We start from the raw sequence: 17,974 nt of genomic DNA, 5'->3' as shown, positions 1-17,974 counted from the left end.
GAAGGAGTAATTTATACCAGTAGTATTCGGAAACACATCAGGGCTCAAGGGCAGTGAGGTCAACAGCCTTGAGAAGATCTACAGAAGGAGAATCCCGCCAGAGGCTTTAATCACACCTGAGCTTGCAAAGTATATGACTTTGCTTTCCTCTGAAATTGGAAGGCAGATAGGCATCTTTGTTTCAAGGGAAGGCAAGATAACCCATGTGATAGTTGGAGATGCAAAGGGTATTTTTATCCCCTCTTTAGAGGAGCATCCTATTGGAAGAAAGGCTCTTCGTGGGCTAAGATTCATTCACACCCACCTTAAAAACGAGCCACTGAATCAGGAAGACCTTACGGACCTTGCCCTCTTAAGGCTGGACTTTATAGCAGGGATAGGCTCAAATGCAAATGGCATGCCTCAAAATATATATTCTGCACATCTCCTTCCAAGTGGCAGAGGAGTACTGGTGAGTGTGCTTCCTCAGGAGGATTTCTATCAGTTCCGTTTTAATTTTAAAGACTTCATCGTCTCTCTGGAGGAGGAGATACAAAGAGATAGGGTCTTTGAGCAGTCCGACAGAAGGGAAAGGGCTATATTGATAAGTGCAGACCGAAGAGCAAGACATGAGATGGAAGACTCCATAGAGGAGCTAAAAGAGCTTGCCTTATCGAGCGACCTTCTTGTCTTAGACTCTGTGATTCAAAGGCTTAAGGAGATAAACCCTAAGTATCTCATGGGAGAGGGAAAGCTAAAGGAGGTGATAATAAATGCCCTCAACCTTGGGGCAACGCTTCTTGTCTTTGACCAAGACCTGAGCCCATCGCAGATAAAGGAGATAGGTGAGCTTACGGAGATGAAGGTCATAGACCGCACCCAGCTAATATTAGATATATTTGCAAGAAGGGCACATAGTAAGGAAGGAAAGGTTCAGGTAGAGCTTGCACAGCTTAAATACAGGCTTCCCCGTCTCACAGGGAAGGGCACTGCAATGTCCCGGCTTATGGGTGGAATAGGCGGAAGAGGCCCTGGTGAGATGAAGCTCGAGGTGGACAGAAGAAGGGTCAGAGATAGGATTCATCTTCTTGAAAGAGAGCTAAAGTCACTCAGTGCAGGAAGAAGGCAGAGAAGACAAAGAAGGCTTGAAAGGTCTATACCAATTGTGTCGATCATAGGCTATACGAATGCAGGAAAATCAACGCTTCTTAATGCACTCACGGAAAGCGAAACATTTGCCCATGACAAGATGTTTGCCACACTGGATACTGTATCGAGAAGACTAAGGTTTCCAAAAGAAAGAGAACTTATAATCACCGATACAGTCGGCTTCATAAGGGACCTGCCAAAGGACCTTGTGAGTGCTTTTAAATCCACGCTCGATGAGCTAAACGATGCAAACCTTTTACTTCACCTCGTAGATGCATCTAACCCTATGTTTCCTCAGCATATGGCATCTGTGGGAAAAATACTTTCAGACCTTAATCTTTCCGAAAAGCCCTCTATAGTTGTCTTTAATAAGATAGATAAACTGAGCAGTGAGGAGGCAAAAAACCTCTCGGTAAGATATGGTGCCATTACAATATCAGCACTTGACCCTGAGACATTCGGTCCACTTCTTAAGGCAATAGAGAGTCAACTATGGCAGGAAAAAATAAAGGAGTCGGTTATAATAGAGCATGGAATTTGCGCCTAAATGGATAGCATGGGAGATAACCCGTAGATGTAACCTGAGATGCATTCATTGCAGGTCTTCATCAGAAGAAGAGGTCAGAGGACATCCAGACTTCTCATTTGAGGAGGCACTACGCATAATGGATGACATCTCTGGCTATGCAAAGCCTGTTATTGTGCTTTCAGGTGGTGAGCCACTCCTAAGAGCCGATGTCTTTGACATTGCAAGATATGGCACGGAAAAAGGCTTAAGGATGTGTCTTGCAACGAATGGCACATTAGTCACATCCGAAATATGTTTAAAGATTAAAGACTCGGGAATAAAAATTGTATCTTTAAGCCTCGATGGGGGAGAGGAATCCATACACGATGACTTCAGGGCCGAAAGAGGTGCATTCAAAGGCACAATAAATGCAGCAAGGCTCTTCCGCGAATATGGCATCGAGTTCATCGTAAACTCCTCGTTTACAAAGAGGAATCAGGAGGAAATCCCTAAGGTTTATCGTCTCGCAAAGGAACTTGGTGCAACTGCATGGTACATGTTTATGATAGTGCCAACTGGAAGGGCAGAGGAGATTATGAATGAGCTTATATCAAAGGAAGACTATGAAGAGATTCTCAAGTGGCACTATGAGATGGAAAAAGCTGAAAAGGATATGCTCGTAAGACCAACATGTGCACCACATTACTACAGGATTGTCCTACAGAAGTCAAAGGAGGAAGGACAGAGGTTTCAAAGGAGAACCCTTAAGTTTTCAACAGGTGGTGCAAAGGGCTGTATAGCTGGCCAGCTCATATGCCTCATAGATGTTGACGGAAATGTCCTTCCATGTAGTTATTTTCCAAAATCAGCGGGAAATATAAGGGAAAAGCCATTTAAGGAGATATGGGAAAACTCCGAGCTTTTCAAGCAATTGAGGGATTTTAAAAGCTACAAGGGCAAGTGTGGCTCATGCGAATACATAACGGTTTGTGGTGGATGCAGGGCAAGGGCATATTCTATTTATGGAGATTACCTTGAGGAGGAGCCCTTCTGCGGCTATGTTCCTGTGAAGATGAAAAAGAAAGCACTTAGGAGGCAAGATGAATGATACATTTCTGAGGGTATGTAAAGGTCAAGAGGTCTCATACACGCCTGTGTGGCTTATGCGACAGGCAGGTAGGTATATGCCTGAGTATCAGGCAGTAAGGGCAGATGTGGATTTCCTTACCCTTTGCAAGAGCCCTGAGCTTGCCACAAAGGTGACGCTTCAGCCAGTGGATATCCTTGGGGTCGATGCCGCTATACTTTTCTCTGACATCTTGGTTTTGCCAGAGGCAATGGGCATGAGGCTTGAGTTTCATGAAAAAAAAGGTCCCCAGCTTTCAGAGCCGATAAGAAGCAGGTCTCTAACCGAAAGGCTGAGAGTTCCTTATCCTGAGGATGACCTTGGATTCGTCCTCGAAACAATAAGGCTCTTAAGAGAAAAACTCGATGTGCCTCTTATTGGGTTTTCAGGAGCTCCATTTACGCTTGCAACATATATGATAGAAGGCGAAGGCTCAAGGAATTTTATTAATACAAAGAAGATGATGTTTTCGGCAGAAGGGCTTTTTCAATACCTCATGGAAAAGATAACCGACTCCGTAATTCAATATCTTTCTGCCCAGATAAGGGCAGGTGCACAGGCAGTTCAACTCTTCGATACATGGGCAGGGATTCTTTCTCCTGATGACTATAGGTCATTTGCCCTTCCTTATGTGAAAAGGGCTGCCTCTGAGCTTAAGAAAGAGGGAGTCCCTGTAATATATTTCGTTTATGGCTCAGCAGGTATTCTTAAAGATATAAAGAGGGCAGGCGCAGATGTGATAGGCATAGACTGGAAGGTTGATATGGCAGATGCAGTAAAGGCACTCGGAAAAAAGGTTTCTGTTCAGGGAAACTTAGACCCTCTTCTGCTTTTTCTTCCTGAGGATAAACTAAGAGAAAGGGTAAAAAATATACTCATAAAGGCATCCCCTGCCAAAGGTCATATATTTAACTTAGGCCATGGCATACTGCCTGAAACACCTGTTTCTGCTGTTAAGGCACTTGTAAGGCTTGTTCATGAGCTAAGCAGAGAGCTTAAGGGAAGATAAAGTATTTAATTCGACACATCCGGATTTTGTAACTTATGAGTGGGAGAATCTTTTGAAGCATGCTGAGACGACGGTGCGGGAGCTGGCTAAAAGATTGCCCTATGGAAACTGATAAAGTGTATCCAGTCTTTCTATCTTCGGTGTGCAAGCCTGAAGAAATGGATAAGCTACGAGAAGATATTTTTAAAGTGGGCGAAGAAAAATATATTTATGTGGATGAGAAAGTTAAACCACGAAATATCGAACAAACAGTTCCCCTTGAATCAGTTGATGACCTGATCCAACGCATTCGGGAAGCACGCGTCTTTGTCTGTATCCTTGGAGGCACTAGGCGTGGTACTGATATTGAGATTAATAAAAATATATCAAGCATATCATTTTTTGAAATAGAACTCTTTCTATCGGCTTTGATGGGAAAACCTGTCCATTTTTTTATACGTAATGATTACGTTCCAGATCCGCGCCTATCGGACCTTTTAACGATAGTGGAATCTTCTCTGCCTGAGTGGATATCTAAAAAATGTGATGATAGCCAAATTATTGAACACTGTCGGCGTCTGGCAAATCGGGAACGACCGACAAGTCCGTTCCGGTCGCTTCGGCATATATATCCCCCTGTCCGGCGATTCGTACAGGGCTTATATACCGCACGCCGCAGAAATAAAATTCGTTTTCTTGCTGAAGAGTATGTATCACGCCACAGTCAACCGGATCGCCACCTGTTACAAAATATTTCCGAATTAATTCACACGCAACCAAACGAAGAACGACGCCTTGCGCGCCTATTTATTGGGATTTGGGAACTAATGGCAGCCCCATATTCGACTTGTTCGGATTTGGAGCTTCTCCAATACTGGAATGCCCTTCTTAGTGAATGGAGCAAAGCGGGCGCTTGGTATGGTTTGCACGCAGATACGCCTCTTGGGTGTTTAGCAGCCTTAAACAGCGTCACTAAGGTTAGAGAGCACCTAAAGAAACAGGGGTCAGTCTTAAAACCTTCTGATATTGGGTATCCCGGCGGTGCACTTGCAAGCGCAAAATATTCAATAGCCAAACGTTTGATTAAAAAACAAGACCGAGAAAGGCGTTTTCATGAAGCATTAAACGACCTTGATATAGCTATGCAACTTCCAGAATCTGATGAAGCTGGTTTACGAGCTATACGTGGTAGTATTTATAGACAACTTGGTAATATAACAGAGGCTATTTCTGAGTATGAAACGGTACTCAATCTTCGTCAGTCATGCGGTGCAAATCTCTCTGCGATAGGTGAGGCAATGTCCGAATTAGGATATGCATACCTTAAGCGGTTCCATTTCAATAAAGGGTTAGACTACTGTCGAGAAGGCGTATCGCTACTCCGCTCTGGTACCCGACCTGGTTTTTTGGTTAGGGGGCTAAGAAAGCTTGCTGTAGCATATCTTTGTAACGGCAAACTTATAAAAGCATTTGATATTAAAGAAGAGGCAAAAAAACTTGCTACCGAACATGGCGCGTTTGATCAGCTATGAAGAATGCTACGCTTAATAATAAAAGTGATTCAGCGGTGCACACGCCTATATCTGTAGACAAAGAAATAGGAGTCCACCTCGCGGAATATCAAGCACTACGAAGCGAGATAGAACTTTACTCGCAACGGATCGACAAGACGGCTGGATTATATATTACAGCCATGTTTGGTATCATTGGATATCTTCTACGTCCCGATAGTACATTTGATCTACAGCAATACCTAAGACACATAGAATCAACACCTGTCTTGACAGCACTCTTCATGTTTATCCCAATTTTAAATTCTTTATTGCTGCTCAGAATTGGAAGTTTCTTTTTGGGTATCTTGGCTATCGCACAATATATACAGTATGAGATTAAGCCTAGGTTAACTGCGTTGCTTGGTTCGACCGTGCTCTACTGGGATGATGAACCTTCTCTGGACGCAAAACGCAAATGGATTCTACTACGTTCTGCAGGCCAGATGTTCTTTGTGATCATTGTGGAAACAACATCAATAGTATTTCTGGGGGCTACTACATACGCAATATCGTCAGGTTTCGTCTTAGGTGTGCTTTATATAATAGCCTGTGGCTGTGTTATGGTATCAGTTATTAGTCTGATAAAGGTTGCAAGGGCAGGGCAAAATTTCCATCGATCACAAGCCCACAACCGAATGCAGTCGAAGAAAGATAAGTAAGGAGGAACAGGATGAAGTTGCTAATTTTTATAATTATCTGCGCCGGTATATATTTTTATTTCAAGTCTAAGCGTTCTTCCCTACGAAAATCCTCATCAGCTTCCGTCGATATTCCAATCAAGGTATCTGTTTCGGTAGATAGCTCCCCGAGCTTTGATAATCCAGATACCGGCGATGTCATTTCGTCGGGAGATGGTTGGCTGCTCAATCCTAAAAGCACATTTCCGCTGACTGTCTATGGCATCGATAAGTCTATAGCTTTAGAAATGAAGAAGGTACTCGACAGCGGATACTCTCAGTCCTCTTATTATGTTACGAAGGCATTGATGCCCCTCATAGCCCAGCATAACATCGAATGCAAGGAAGCCGACGACTATGTAAAAAAATTCAAGACGGTCTATCTGGAAGAAATCGAAAAACAGAAAGCCACTTCACCTGAGTGGGCTTCAGCATCTGCACTCGACCAAGAAGATTTGCTATCTGAATTCAGGGCTACCGCAATTAATTCGCTCGATGTAAGACCAGATTGCAATCTGGAGATTTTATTCGAAGCCCATAAGCTTGATTTGACTATCGATGATGCCTTAGTTAAAAGATATGGCTTCGACACGATAAGTTTTTATATAAGGAAAAGAGACGGAGTCCACATTATTCCTGCTGACCATTACGAGAGGAAAATATTTGAAAAATTAACTGAGGTTGGTCTTGCTTTCAGAGGCGATTCTATCCCCTTAGAGGCGGCACTTTCGGGTCTAAAACTTAAGGAATTGTCAGCTCTTGTCTCTGATTTAAATCCTCCCAAATTTTCAAGAAAAGCCAAGGCGATTGAGTACCTGACGAATGTGCCGGATATAAGAGATCGCATCGGGAAAGTAATAAGCTTGCGATCTCTCTTCCAAATCCAACCCTTGCCATCAGAGTTCGCTGGCATAGATATAAACGCAGTTTCTCATTCCTGGCAATATGCACAGGAACTGGCTTATCTTATTTCTGGAACATATATGCACGCTGGGTATTCTATGCGTAGACAAAATGATAAGGCTGACATGGGGGATTTCATTAATGGCTGGGAAATCATGGCAGTGGACGATGATAGGTGTTGCCCTTATTGCAAGAGAGCCGCTTCAAAGAAATATAGCAAGAACAGATATCCAAAAACTCCTTTGCATATTGGATGTAGATGCACTGTCGTTTCCACCACAGAATAAAAATCCTCAGTTCGCCCTGACCTCTATCTCCCCCATCAACTCGCTTATTGCCTCCTACCTCTCTCTGTCCGATTCAATCCCTGCTATCCAAAGAAGGGTCTTTCCACATCCATCTCCATTTCCATAGCTTTGTAAACCTTACCCATTATTCTCAGTGCGTCTTCAGCTCTTCCTTTATTTTTTCCGAAAGGAAAATCTTTAAAAGAGACTGATAGGGCGCGTCCCATATTAAAGGATTTGAAATTTTTGCTCTAAAAGGTTAGTATATAAGACTAAAATATATAGGAGGTGTTAATATGTTTTCTGATATAGCATGGGCGATGGCTCCATCTCAACCGGGGCAGCAGGGCGGAGGAGGTGCATTTGTAAGCTTTCTGCCTCTTATATTGATATTCGTTATCTTTTACTTTCTCCTCATAAGGCCCCAGCAGAAAAGGTCAAAGGAGCATAGGAAAATGCTCGAGGCAATTAAGAGAGGCGACAAGGTAGTAACCCAGAGCGGTATTTATGGACTTGTTGAATCTGTATCGGAAAATACGGTTATGCTTAAGATAGCCGAGAATGTTAAGGTAAAATTTGGAAAGGCATACATTGCGGCAGTCAGGCCTCCTACAGAAGAAGAGTGATTCAGGTAAAGCCATAAGTGCCCTTTACAATCATCCAAAGACAAAGCTCTACATAGAGCTTGCAGACCGCTATCTTGAATCCATAGGCTATACAGAGCACGGCTTGAGACACTCCGAGATAGTCTCAAAGACTGCTGGTAGCATCTTAAGAGAGCTATCCTTTGACGAAAGCTCCATCGAGCTTGCAGAGGTAGCAGGACTTCTTCATGATATCGGAAATATGCTTGGCAGAAGCCAGCATCACAGGATGGGAGCACTCCTTGCAAAGGAAATCCTTGAGGAGCTTGGCTATAACCTCAAGGACATCGGAAGGGTCATGATGGCTATCGTAATACACGAAGAAGACGAAGGTTCGATTCCCGAGGAGATAGCCGCCGCACTTCTCATAGCTGATAAATCGGATGTCCATAGAAGCAGGGTGAGAAACCCCTCCGAGCTCGGTGACGACATTCACGACAGGGTCAACTATGCCGCAACAGAGTCCGAACTCACCGTTACACCCGAAAAAAAGCTTATCACTCTTTCCCTTGTTATAGATACGAGGATTTCACAGGTGATAGAGTACTTCGAGATATTTCTTTCGAGAATGACTGCATGTAGGCGCGCCGCAAAAGCCCTTAACTGCGAGTTTCAGCTATTCATAAATAACATCAGAATGGCTTAAAGCCCCATACCTTAAAATTACTTGATTTAATTTCCCATTGTGCTATGCTTTTTTGTAGGGGATATTGTGAACACACTTCAGACAGGCTCTCTAAGGATAGCCACGGTTATGGGAATACCGATAAAGGTGCATTTCTCGTGGCTTATCATATTCGGCTTGATTACATGGTCTTTGTCTACATTTTATTTTCCAAAGGCCGCTCCCGAGCTTCCTGGATTTTCATACTGGCTAAGTGGAGCTATGGCAGCACTTTTGCTTTTTATATCCGTTGCCCTTCATGAGCTTTCGCATTCTTTTGTTGCACTGAGATACGGCATTTCGATATCAGGCATCACCCTTTTTATCTTTGGAGGTGTGGCAGAGATGAAGGGTGAACCTCAGAGCCCGGGTGTAGAGATTAAGATGGCTATAGCAGGTCCTATTTCGAGTTTTCTTCTGTCGGTGATATTTTTTCTTGCTTATAGCGTCTTTGATGGTCAGGCACTAAAAGCCCTGTTTCGGTATCTTTCTCATCTGAACCTCATATTGGGTGTCTTTAATCTAATCCCCGGATTCCCTATGGATGGAGGCAGGGTCGTAAGGGCAATTCTCTGGAGAAAGACAGGAGATTTCTTTTACGCAACAAAAAAGGCCGCAGGCTATGGACAAAAAATCTCTATGGCATTTATAATCTTTGGTTTGTTTTCCATATTCATAGGGTTTGCAGGAGGGCTCTGGTTTATGCTCATAGGGTGGTTTCTTTATAGTGCGGCGCAGGCAAGCAGTCAGAGGGCAAGCTTTGAGGAGGCACTCAGAAGCATAAAGGTCAAAGACATAATGGTAAAGGACATTGTAACGGTTGCGACTGATATGACAGTGGACACCGCAGTGAATGAGTATTTCCTTAAGTATGGTTATGGCGGATTTCCTGTTTTAGAGAACGGAAAATTCCTCGGCATTCTAACACTAAAGGAGATAAAGAATGTCCTGAAAGAAAACTGGATGAATGTCAGGGTATCGGAAATCTTTATACCCCATAATAAGGCATGGGAGGCAGAGGAAGGAGACGATGCCGTAAAAGCCCTCGAGCAGATGATAAATATGGACAAGGGAAGATTGATTGTGATGGACAGAGAAAAGATGGTTGGGCTGATAACGAGAAACGGTATTGCAAGATATGTGCAGATATCGAGGGAAATCAGAAGGTAAGAAAGGAGGAAGGAATGAAAAGGTTGGTTATTGTGTTATTGCTTGTATTTTGTGCGACTGCATGGGCACAGCCTGAAGAGCAAAAAGGTCAGATGAAGGGCATGAAGGGTGAGGAGATGCCTATGATGCAGATGATGAACCAGATGATGGGTCAGCAGATGATGATGCAGGAGCAGATGCAGGAGATGGCTGAGATGATGGACAATATGCTCGATGTACAGGAGCAGATGATGACTGCAGAAAAAGGGGCACGGAAAAAGCTGATGAAGGAAATGGCTCAGATGCGTAAAAAGATGAAGCAGATGATGTCCCGTCGCATGGGCATGATGGGTATGGGTATGATGGGTCAGCCCTTTGGTCAAATGAAGGGCAAGATGCAATGCATAGAGGAATGGCTTAAAAAGGCAATAGACCTTCATGAGATTCACATAAAAGACCCACAGACCGCAACAGCAGAGTCGCAGCTTGAGATGATGGAGATGATGAAAAAGGCATACGAATGTATTACACCATGTCCGATGTGTATGATGCCAATGGAAAAACCCGATATAAAGGAGGAAACGCCCGGAAAAGACCCTCATGGGCACTAAACCTTAGACAGTGAAACTCAATATAATCGAGCGCCTTATAACGAACAGCCCTTTAAGGGCATTCCTCCAAAGGCACATAGAAGGGCCTATGCTAAAGAAGATGGCTGGCAAGGAGAATTATCCTTTGTGCCTTGAGATTGGATGCGGAAGGGGTGTAGGGGCAGAGGTAATAACCCGAAGGTTTGGTGCAGAAAAGGTTATTGCAACCGATATAGACCCTAAGCAGATAGAGCAGGCAAAAAAGCGCCTCTGCCCAAGCCTTAAAGACAATGTGGAATTCAAGATAGCTGATGTCATGGCATTAGATGAGCCATCGGAGAGATTCGATGCAGTCTTTTCCTTTGGCGTGATACATCATACAGAGAACTGGAGAAAGGCAATTAAAGAAGTAGGAAGGGTCTTAAAATTAGAAGGAGAGTTTTTCTTCGATGAGCTTCTTGCTCCACTTCTGAAAAGTCTTCCCATAAGGGCTCTTACAGCACATCCAGAAGGCGGAATGTTTACACTTAAGGAGCTCCATGAAGCCCTTATCTCCGAGGGCTTTGATATAATTACCCTGAGGCACATAGATGGTATAATAGTTTTTGGTGCATGTAGGAAATCGAGGAGGTTACATGAAGGTAATTGACCCTGTTTGCGGCATGACTATAGAGGACACATCTTCAAAAGGCAAATCCACTTATAAAGGCACTACATATTATTTCTGCTCGACCATGTGCAAGGAGAGATTTGACAAAGACCCTGAGTCTTTCCTAGGCAAAAAACCACTTATAAAGCCAAAGATGACAAAAGTCTCTTCAATGGAGGCATTGATTTCCGAAACAAAGAAGGCAATTGGAGAGATGGCAAAAGACCCTATATGCGGAATGGTCATTCCAAAGGAGCGCTCCATAAAAAGGGAGATGGCAGGAAGACAGTATTATTTCTGTTCCGAGGATTGTGTGAGGACATTCGAGGCTCCTGAGGCAGAGCTTAAATCCATGAAAAGAAGGGTTGCCATTGCCCTTACAGGTGTCCTTGCACTTGCTGTTTTCAGGGCCGCCGTGTTTTTAGGGCTTGCCGCAGGTGCAACTGTTCTTACATGGGTTCCAATCCCATGGCTTCCATGGTTTACATGGGGTGTGTGGCTTTTCATTATTACAACTCCAATTATGGTATTTGGAGGAAAAGGTTTTTTTATAGGTGCATATCATGCCATAAAAAAGCGTGTAGCAAACATGGACCTCCTTATTGCATTAGGCACATCAACTGCATATATCTATAGTGCCTTTGTAGTGTTTTTCCCGAAGATTCTGCCTGGTGAGGAGAAAAATGTGTATTTCGAGGTCTCGGCTATAATCATAGCCTTTGTGCTTTTAGGAAAGTATATGGAGGAGATAATAAAAAAGAGAAGCTCTGCCGCAATCAGAAAACTGCTTGACCTCAAGCCACAGACAGCTAAGGTCATAAGGGATGGCGAAGAGGTTGAAATCCCTGCTGAATCGATTATGGTTAACGAGGCTGTAGTTGTAAGGCCCGGGGAAAAAATCCCAACTGATGGGGTTGTAATAGAGGGGCATTCCTCTGTGGACGAAAAGATGCTCACAGGAGAGAGCGTTCCTGTTGAGAAAAAATCAGGCGATGAGGTAATAGGCGGAACCATGAACAAGGTCGGCTCATTCAAGTTCAGGGCATCGAGGATTGGTGCTGACACGACATTGAGCCAGATAATCAGGCTTGTGGAGGAGGCACAGGCATCTTCTGTAGGGATACAGAGGCTTGCGGATAAGGTCGCATCGTATTTTGTGCCTTCGGTCATAGGAATTGCAATACTAACTGCCCTTATATGGCTAATCATGGCTAACCCAACCATGGCGCTTCTTTCTTTTGTTGCGGTCTTAATCATAGCCTGCCCCTGTGCATTGGGTATTGCCACGCCTGCGGCACTGATGGTTGGAGTTGGAAAGGGTGCGGAGCTTGGGATTCTCATAAGAGGAGCCGAATACTTAGAGAGGGCAGAAAAACTAAGCTCTATAGTCTTTGATAAGACAGGAACTCTCACAAAAGGACAGCCAGAGGTGGTCGAGATACTGCCCTCTTTAGAGCTTGGCGTTAAAGAAGATGAGGTTTTACAAACTGCCTCGATTGCAGAGAAAGGCTCTGAGCATCCGCTTGCAGAGGCAATAGTGAAGATGGCACAGATGAAAGGCTTGAGCATCCCTGATGCAGAGTCTTTTGAGGCTGTCCCGGGGCATGGGGTTAAGGCTCTCTATGATGGCAGTGAAATCGCAATCGGCAATAGAAGGCTGATAGCGGACATGGGTGTCGATATTGGAGATAAAGAGATAGCAATCTCAGGACTCGAAAAAAAAGGCAATACAGTGATGATTGTCGTCAGAGAAAAAAAGCTTATTGGATTGATTGCAGTTTCAGATACGCTTAAAGAGCATGCAGAGGATGTCATAAGAGAGCTTAAGACAGAAGGCATAGAGGTCGTTATGCTCACAGGGGACAACGAAAGAACTGCTAAGGCAATTGGCTTTAGAGTTGGAATCGAGAAAATCGTATCTAATATCCTTCCAGGGGATAAGGCAAAGGTCATAAAAGACCTTCAGGCAGAAGGCAAGGTAGTGGCAATGGTTGGAGATGGAATAAACGATGCACCTGCCCTTGCACAGGCAGACATTGGAATTGCAATCGGCTCTGGCTCAGATATTGCAAAGGAAACAGGTGGAATTATCCTTGTCAGGGACGACCTGAGGGATGTCATAAAGGGAATAAAATTAAGCAGGGCAACTATGCGTAAGATAAAGCAGAACCTTTTCTGGGCATTTGGCTATAACACGATTGCAATCCCGGTTGCGGCATTTGGACTGCTAAACCCTATTGTTGCGGCAGCTGCAATGGCATTAAGCTCTCTTTCCGTTGTAACAAACTCTGCCCTTTTAAAGACAGTAAAGATATAGGTCAGAGCTGAACCTGAATAGAGTCTTTATCCACAGGGCCAAGTATAGTGAGGGTTATGCCCTTGCCCTTTATGAGCCGTTCGGAAAGCCCCTTTAAAGACGAAAGAGTCAGGGAATCTATCTCTTTTATCAGCTCCTCTAAAGAATAATATCTGCCGTAATAGATTTCCTGTCGGGCTATGTTATGCATCATTGCGGATGTGGACTCTAATCCTAAGATAAGGTTGCCCCTTAGTTGTTTTTTTGCCCTCTCAAGCTCAGAATAGCCGACCGATTCAGGGAGTCCTTTAAACTCTCTTAGTATCAGATCTAAGACCTCGTTTACATTTTTTCTGCTACAGCCTGCATAAACTCCCCAGAGCCCTGTATCGAAATAAGATGCTAAAAAAGAATGGATGGAGTATACAAGCCCTCTTTTTTCCCTTATCTCCTGAAATAGTATTGAGCTTACGCCTGCTCCCAGTATGGCATTTAAGGCAGAAAGGCAGTATCTCTCAGGGCTTGCCTGTGGAATCCCCTCAGCCGCAAGACAGATATGGACCTCTGAGCAGTCCTTTGAATGAATATTCTGGCCTGCATGGAATTCAGGATACCCTCCGGTGTCTGGCTCAGAGCCCTGCCTTAAAGTTCCAAAACGGCGATTAAGGGTATCGACAAGTCTTTCGGGCTCAAAGTTGCCTGCACAGGCAAGGAGCGTGTCTTTTGTGCCGTAGAACTTTTTGATATAGTTGATTAGGTCTTCCCTCGTGATTGTCTTAATCGTATCTGTTCTGCCTAAGATAGGCTGTCCTATTCCCACATTGCCCCAGACTGCCTGACTAAACAAATCATGGACATAGTCCTCGGGTGTATCCTCGACCATCTTTATCTCTTCTTTGATAACTCCTTTTTCCTTTTCTATCTCCTCCTCGGGGAATGTGGAATGGAGGAATATATCGGAAAGCAGGCTTATACCTTTGTCAAGGTATTCATCGAGGACTTTTATATAAAAGGTTGTGCTTTCCTTTGATGTAAATGCATTGAGGTCACCACCCATGTAATCTACATCCACCGATATATCCCTCGAGGAGCGCTTTTTAGTGCCTTTGAAGAACATATGTTCAAGGAAATGGGAGATTCCGTTTTTATGTGGAGGCTCGTTTCTTGAGCCGACCTTGACCCATACGCCCAGCGAGACCGAGTGCATGTTTTTCAACTGCTTCATGACCAGGGGCATGCCGTTGTCAAGATGTGCCTTTTTGAACATAGTCCCTCCTAATTTTATTTACAATAGGGAATCCATATTAGAGCAATACAGGCAGTCGGAAAGAAGACTATGCCTTTTTCAATACCTCTTTTCTGCTTAACCTTATCTTGCCTACTCTGTCTATCTCGATAACCTTTACAGTGACCTCGTCTCCTTCGTGAAGCTCATCTGTCACTTTTTCGATGCGTTTGTGGGATATCTGGGAGATATGAAGGAGCCCCTCTGTTCCAGGCATTATCTCCACAAATGCACCAAAGTCCATGATGCGTTTTACCTTGCCGATGTAAACCTTTCCTATCTCTGCTTCTGCGACAATGCCTTTTATTATCTCTATTGCCTTTTGTGCGGATGCCTCATCAGAGGATGCAATATTGACTACACCGTCATCGCCAATGTTTATCTTAGCGCCTGTCTGCTCTACGATTCCCCGGATAACCTTTCCTCCTGTTCCGATTACATCCCTTATCTTTTCCTGCTTTACCCGCATAGTATAGATTCTCGGTGCATGTGTGGAAAGCACATCTCTCGGTGCAGGGATTGCCTCTTTCATCTTATTTAGTATAAAGAGCCTTCCTTCTTTTGCCTTTCCCAAGGCTTCCTCGAGCACTTCCCTTTTTACTCCACTTATCTTCACATCCATCTGGAATGCAGTTATCCCCTTTTGGGTGCCTGCGACCTTAAAGTCCATGTCGCCTAAATGGTCCTCGAGCCCTAAGATGTCTGTAAGAATAACTGTTTTATCTCCTTCTATGACAAGCCCCATGGCTATGCCTGCAACAGGCGCTGTAATAGGGACACCTGCATCCATCAGGGCAAGGGTTGCACCACAGACGGTAGCCATAGAGGACGAGCCGTTTGACTCTAAGATGTCAGAGACGACCCTGATGGTATATGGAAAGACCTCTTTTGAAGGTATAACGGACCTCAGTGCCCTTTCTGCTAAAGCTCCATGTCCGATTTCGCGCCTTCCCGGTGAGCGAAGTGGCTTGACCTCTCCGACGCTGAAGGGAAGGAAATTATAGTGAAGCATAAATGCCTTATAGCTTTCGCCCTCAAGTGCATCTATCCTCTGCTCGTCATCGGATGTGCCTAATGTAGAGACCACAAGTGCCTGTGTCTCACCCCTTACAAAAAGAGATGAGCCATGAGCCCTCGGAAGTATTCCGACAATGCACCTTATATCCCTTATTTCATCGGGCTTTCTTTCGTCTGCCCTGATGCCTTCATTCATTATTGCATCCCTTACGAGCCTCTTTTCCATATCATAGAATATATAGGAGACATCCCTTGCAAGGTCACCCTCTGGAGTAAAATGCTTGATAGTATCGTTAAGGATTAAATCTAATGTCTCCTGGCGTTTCAGTTTTCCCTGAATCTTCACTGCATCCTTGAGTTGCTCCATTATGTATGCTTTTACATTTTCCCTAAGCCCTTCATCGACAGTAACCGGCTGAATCGGTCTTTTTGGCTTACCACTCTGCAATCTTAACTCTTTCTGTAAAGCACAGATATGCCTTATCTCATGGTGCGCAAAATCGATTGCCTCAAGAAGGGTGCTTTCCGAGACCTCAAGACCTCCACCCTCTACCATGAGAACTGCCTCCTCTGTTCCAGCCACTATAAGGTTCATGTCAAGACTTTCGGACTCTTCCATATCGGGGTTTATGATAAATCTTCCCTCAAGAAGTCCCACCCTTACGGCAGAGACAGGTCCATCAAAAGGGATGTTGGACACCATCAGGGCAGAGGACATACCGATTATCCCTAAGACATCGGATATGTTTTCACTGCCATATGAAAGGACAGAGGCAATACCCTGTGTCTCTGAAAAAAACCCATCGGGGAAAAGAGGTCTTAAAGGACGGTCTATTAAACGAGATGTGAGAACCTCTTTTTCAGAGGGCCTTCCTTCCCTTTTGAAAAATCCACCGGGAATCTTTCCTGCCGCATAAGCCTTCTCCTGATAGTCGATGGTGAGGGGGAAAAAATCAGCCGCCTCCTTTGTCTTCTTATCTGCAACTACAGAAGCAAGGACAACGGTGTCTCCATATCTTACGACAACTGCACCATCTGACTGTCTTGCTATCTGACCGGTTTCTAAAATAAGGGTTTTATCCCTGATTGTGAGTTCTAAGCGGGTCATTTTTCCTACTTTCTGAGACCTAAGCTGACTATCAGTCTTTCGTATCTTTCTTTGTTGGATGTCTTCAGATAATCGAGTAGTTTTCTTCTTTGTCCAACGAGCTTCAGAAGCCCACGGCGGGAATGATGGTCTTTCTTATGGGTCTTAAAATGTTCTGTTAGATAATTTATCCTTGCACTTAAAATAGCTACCTGTACTTCAGGAGAACCTGTGTCTGTGCCATGTACCTTGTACTGGTCTATTAAAACCTGTTTGCCTTCCTTTTGAAGAGGCATCCCTTCACCACCTTTCGGATATTTAAGTATTGATATTATCACACATATACTAAAAATGTAAAGGCAAATTGAATCGGTAGGAGGTTAGAGTCCTCTTAGTTTTTCTTCTTCTTCCTGCTCTGTTTTACAGTCGATGCACATGGTCGTAACAGGCCTTACCTCAAGCCTTTTGATTTCAATCGGGTTTCCGCAGACCTCGCATATTCCGAATGTGCCTGAGTCAATGCGCTCTATGGCGTCTTCTATTTTTTTCAGGAGTCTCTGCTCCCTGCCTCTTAATTTGAGCATGAAGTTTTTGTCGCATTCAGCTGATGCCTGGTCTCCAAGGTCAGAGAAAAGGCTCGGCTCTGGAAGGTTGTTTATGGCAACTCCTGCCTCTGTCAGAATAGCATTTTTCTGTCTGAGTAGCTTTTCCCTTACCCTGTCAAGCATATGCCCTTTACTTCCTGAAGGTTTCTTTGTTTTGTTTTGTGGAAGCTTTTTCTTAGTAGAGTGCTTTTTAATGGCTTTCTTCTTTTTACTGCTTTTTATCGGCATCTTAATCGACCTCTTTTTAGTTTTTTAACTAATCTCTCTCAAAGAAAAATTTATTTAGGATAACAGAACTACTTTAGTTTCGTCAATAAACATGTTATTCCAATCAAGCCAGAAGGGATAAAAAGGAATTATTATTTTTTACATTCGCTCGCATGGCCCGAATTACCTTATAACCCATTGGAGGGATTTTGGCTATTGCTTTTTTATGCCAAGTGTAAAGATGACTCCTGACTAAGACACTGATATTGTCAAGTCTTTTCTGCAAATTCTTTCAGAGCCTTTATTCTCAATGGTTTGCATCCCCCTTGATGTTGTCCCTTCCCTTGTCTTACAACTCATAGGAAAAACTCCTTTGCCCCTTATCTTAAGCAGACATGTCTTTGCTGTCAAGGAAATTTCTCAGGACACAGAGCGACAGTCGGGCGGAGTTTTTTTTAATTATAAAATCTCCTGTTCAACATTCACATGGGTTACATTTTAACCTATGGACATGGGTTACACTTTTCTTACTTTGGGTCTGACCTTCCCTTTTCTTAAATCAAGAACTCCAATAGGGTGGAAGCCAAAGCGTATCTCATGGCAAGCCTCAT

General features: G+C 43.9%; 16 protein-coding genes. 12 read left to right on the top strand and 4 right to left on the bottom strand.

From position 1 onward, the window contains the following. Positions 1 to 13: 13 nt before the first annotated feature. From hflX to HY805_08750, 12 genes are all read left to right on the top strand, one after another. Positions 14 to 1,675, top strand: coding sequence for a GTPase HflX (gene hflX / locus HY805_08805; protein ID MBI4824308.1), 1,662 nt, complete (start codon positions 14 to 16; stop codon positions 1,673 to 1,675). Beyond that, complete coding sequence (locus HY805_08800) at positions 1,659 to 2,744, top strand: radical SAM protein (protein MBI4824307.1); 1,086 nt, start codon at positions 1,659 to 1,661, stop codon at positions 2,742 to 2,744. Before hflX ends, HY805_08800 begins: the two co-directional genes overlap by 17 nt. Next, complete coding sequence (locus HY805_08795; GenBank protein ID MBI4824306.1) at positions 2,737 to 3,771, top strand: uroporphyrinogen decarboxylase; 1,035 nt, start codon at positions 2,737 to 2,739, stop codon at positions 3,769 to 3,771. The genes HY805_08800 and HY805_08795 overlap by 8 nt, the downstream gene beginning before the upstream one ends. A 101-nt stretch (positions 3,772 to 3,872) precedes the next feature. Continuing rightward, positions 3,873 to 5,282, top strand: a complete 1,410-nt coding sequence (locus HY805_08790) for a hypothetical protein (GenBank protein MBI4824305.1) — start codon at positions 3,873 to 3,875, stop codon at positions 5,280 to 5,282. Next, positions 5,279 to 5,962, top strand: coding sequence for a hypothetical protein (locus HY805_08785; GenBank protein MBI4824304.1), 684 nt, complete (start codon positions 5,279 to 5,281; stop codon positions 5,960 to 5,962). Before HY805_08790 ends, HY805_08785 begins: the two co-directional genes overlap by 4 nt. Positions 5,963 to 5,973: 11 nt before the next feature. Next, positions 5,974 to 7,170, top strand: coding sequence for a hypothetical protein (locus HY805_08780; GenBank protein MBI4824303.1), 1,197 nt, complete (start codon positions 5,974 to 5,976; stop codon positions 7,168 to 7,170). Positions 7,171 to 7,466: 296 nt separating this feature from the next. Then, positions 7,467 to 7,796, top strand: a complete 330-nt coding sequence (gene yajC, locus HY805_08775; protein MBI4824302.1) for a preprotein translocase subunit YajC — start codon at positions 7,467 to 7,469, stop codon at positions 7,794 to 7,796. Positions 7,797 to 7,809: 13 nt separating this feature from the next. Then, complete coding sequence (locus HY805_08770) at positions 7,810 to 8,460, top strand: HD domain-containing protein (GenBank protein ID MBI4824301.1); 651 nt, start codon at positions 7,810 to 7,812, stop codon at positions 8,458 to 8,460. A 66-nt stretch (positions 8,461 to 8,526) separates the two neighbouring features. Continuing rightward, positions 8,527 to 9,648: a site-2 protease family protein gene (locus tag HY805_08765; GenBank protein ID MBI4824300.1), complete on the top strand. Its 1,122-nt coding sequence runs from the start codon at positions 8,527 to 8,529 to the stop codon at positions 9,646 to 9,648. A gap of 14 nt (positions 9,649 to 9,662) precedes the next feature. After that, entirely contained in the window at positions 9,663 to 10,238 is a 576-nt protein-coding gene (locus HY805_08760; GenBank protein MBI4824299.1) for a hypothetical protein, read from the top strand. Between the two features lie 10 nt (positions 10,239 to 10,248). Next, complete coding sequence (locus HY805_08755; GenBank protein MBI4824298.1) at positions 10,249 to 10,866, top strand: class I SAM-dependent methyltransferase; 618 nt, start codon at positions 10,249 to 10,251, stop codon at positions 10,864 to 10,866. Further along, positions 10,853 to 13,183, top strand: a complete 2,331-nt coding sequence (locus HY805_08750) for a heavy metal translocating P-type ATPase (GenBank protein MBI4824297.1) — start codon at positions 10,853 to 10,855, stop codon at positions 13,181 to 13,183. Before HY805_08755 ends, HY805_08750 begins: the two co-directional genes overlap by 14 nt. Before the next feature lies 1 nt (position 13,184). Here HY805_08750 and HY805_08745 read toward each other — a convergent pair whose 3' ends face one another. The 4 genes from HY805_08745 to HY805_08730 all read right to left on the bottom strand — a co-directional run bounded on the left by HY805_08745 (position 13,185) and on the right by HY805_08730 (position 17,279). Next, positions 13,185 to 14,429 (bottom strand): insulinase family protein, encoded by a 1,245-nt coding sequence (locus HY805_08745; protein ID MBI4824296.1) that lies wholly within the window; start codon positions 14,427 to 14,429, stop codon positions 13,185 to 13,187. 67 nt (positions 14,430 to 14,496) lie between these two features. Further along, positions 14,497 to 16,572 (bottom strand): polyribonucleotide nucleotidyltransferase, encoded by a 2,076-nt coding sequence (pnp, locus tag HY805_08740; protein MBI4824295.1) that lies wholly within the window; start codon positions 16,570 to 16,572, stop codon positions 14,497 to 14,499. Positions 16,573 to 16,577: 5 nt separating this feature from the next. Beyond that, positions 16,578 to 16,847: a 30S ribosomal protein S15 gene (gene rpsO / locus HY805_08735; GenBank protein ID MBI4824294.1), complete on the bottom strand. Its 270-nt coding sequence runs from the start codon at positions 16,845 to 16,847 to the stop codon at positions 16,578 to 16,580. 84 nt (positions 16,848 to 16,931) lie between these two features. Beyond that, positions 16,932 to 17,279 (bottom strand): TraR/DksA C4-type zinc finger protein, encoded by a 348-nt coding sequence (locus HY805_08730; GenBank protein MBI4824293.1) that lies wholly within the window; start codon positions 17,277 to 17,279, stop codon positions 16,932 to 16,934. Positions 17,280 to 17,974: the final 695 nt, after the last annotated feature.

Source organism: Nitrospirota bacterium (assembly GCA_016207905.1).
GTDB lineage: Bacteria > Nitrospirota > Thermodesulfovibrionia > Thermodesulfovibrionales > JdFR-86 > JACQZC01.
Note: the sequence above shows the minus strand (reverse complement) of the source record. Positions and strands in the feature narration are given on the sequence as shown.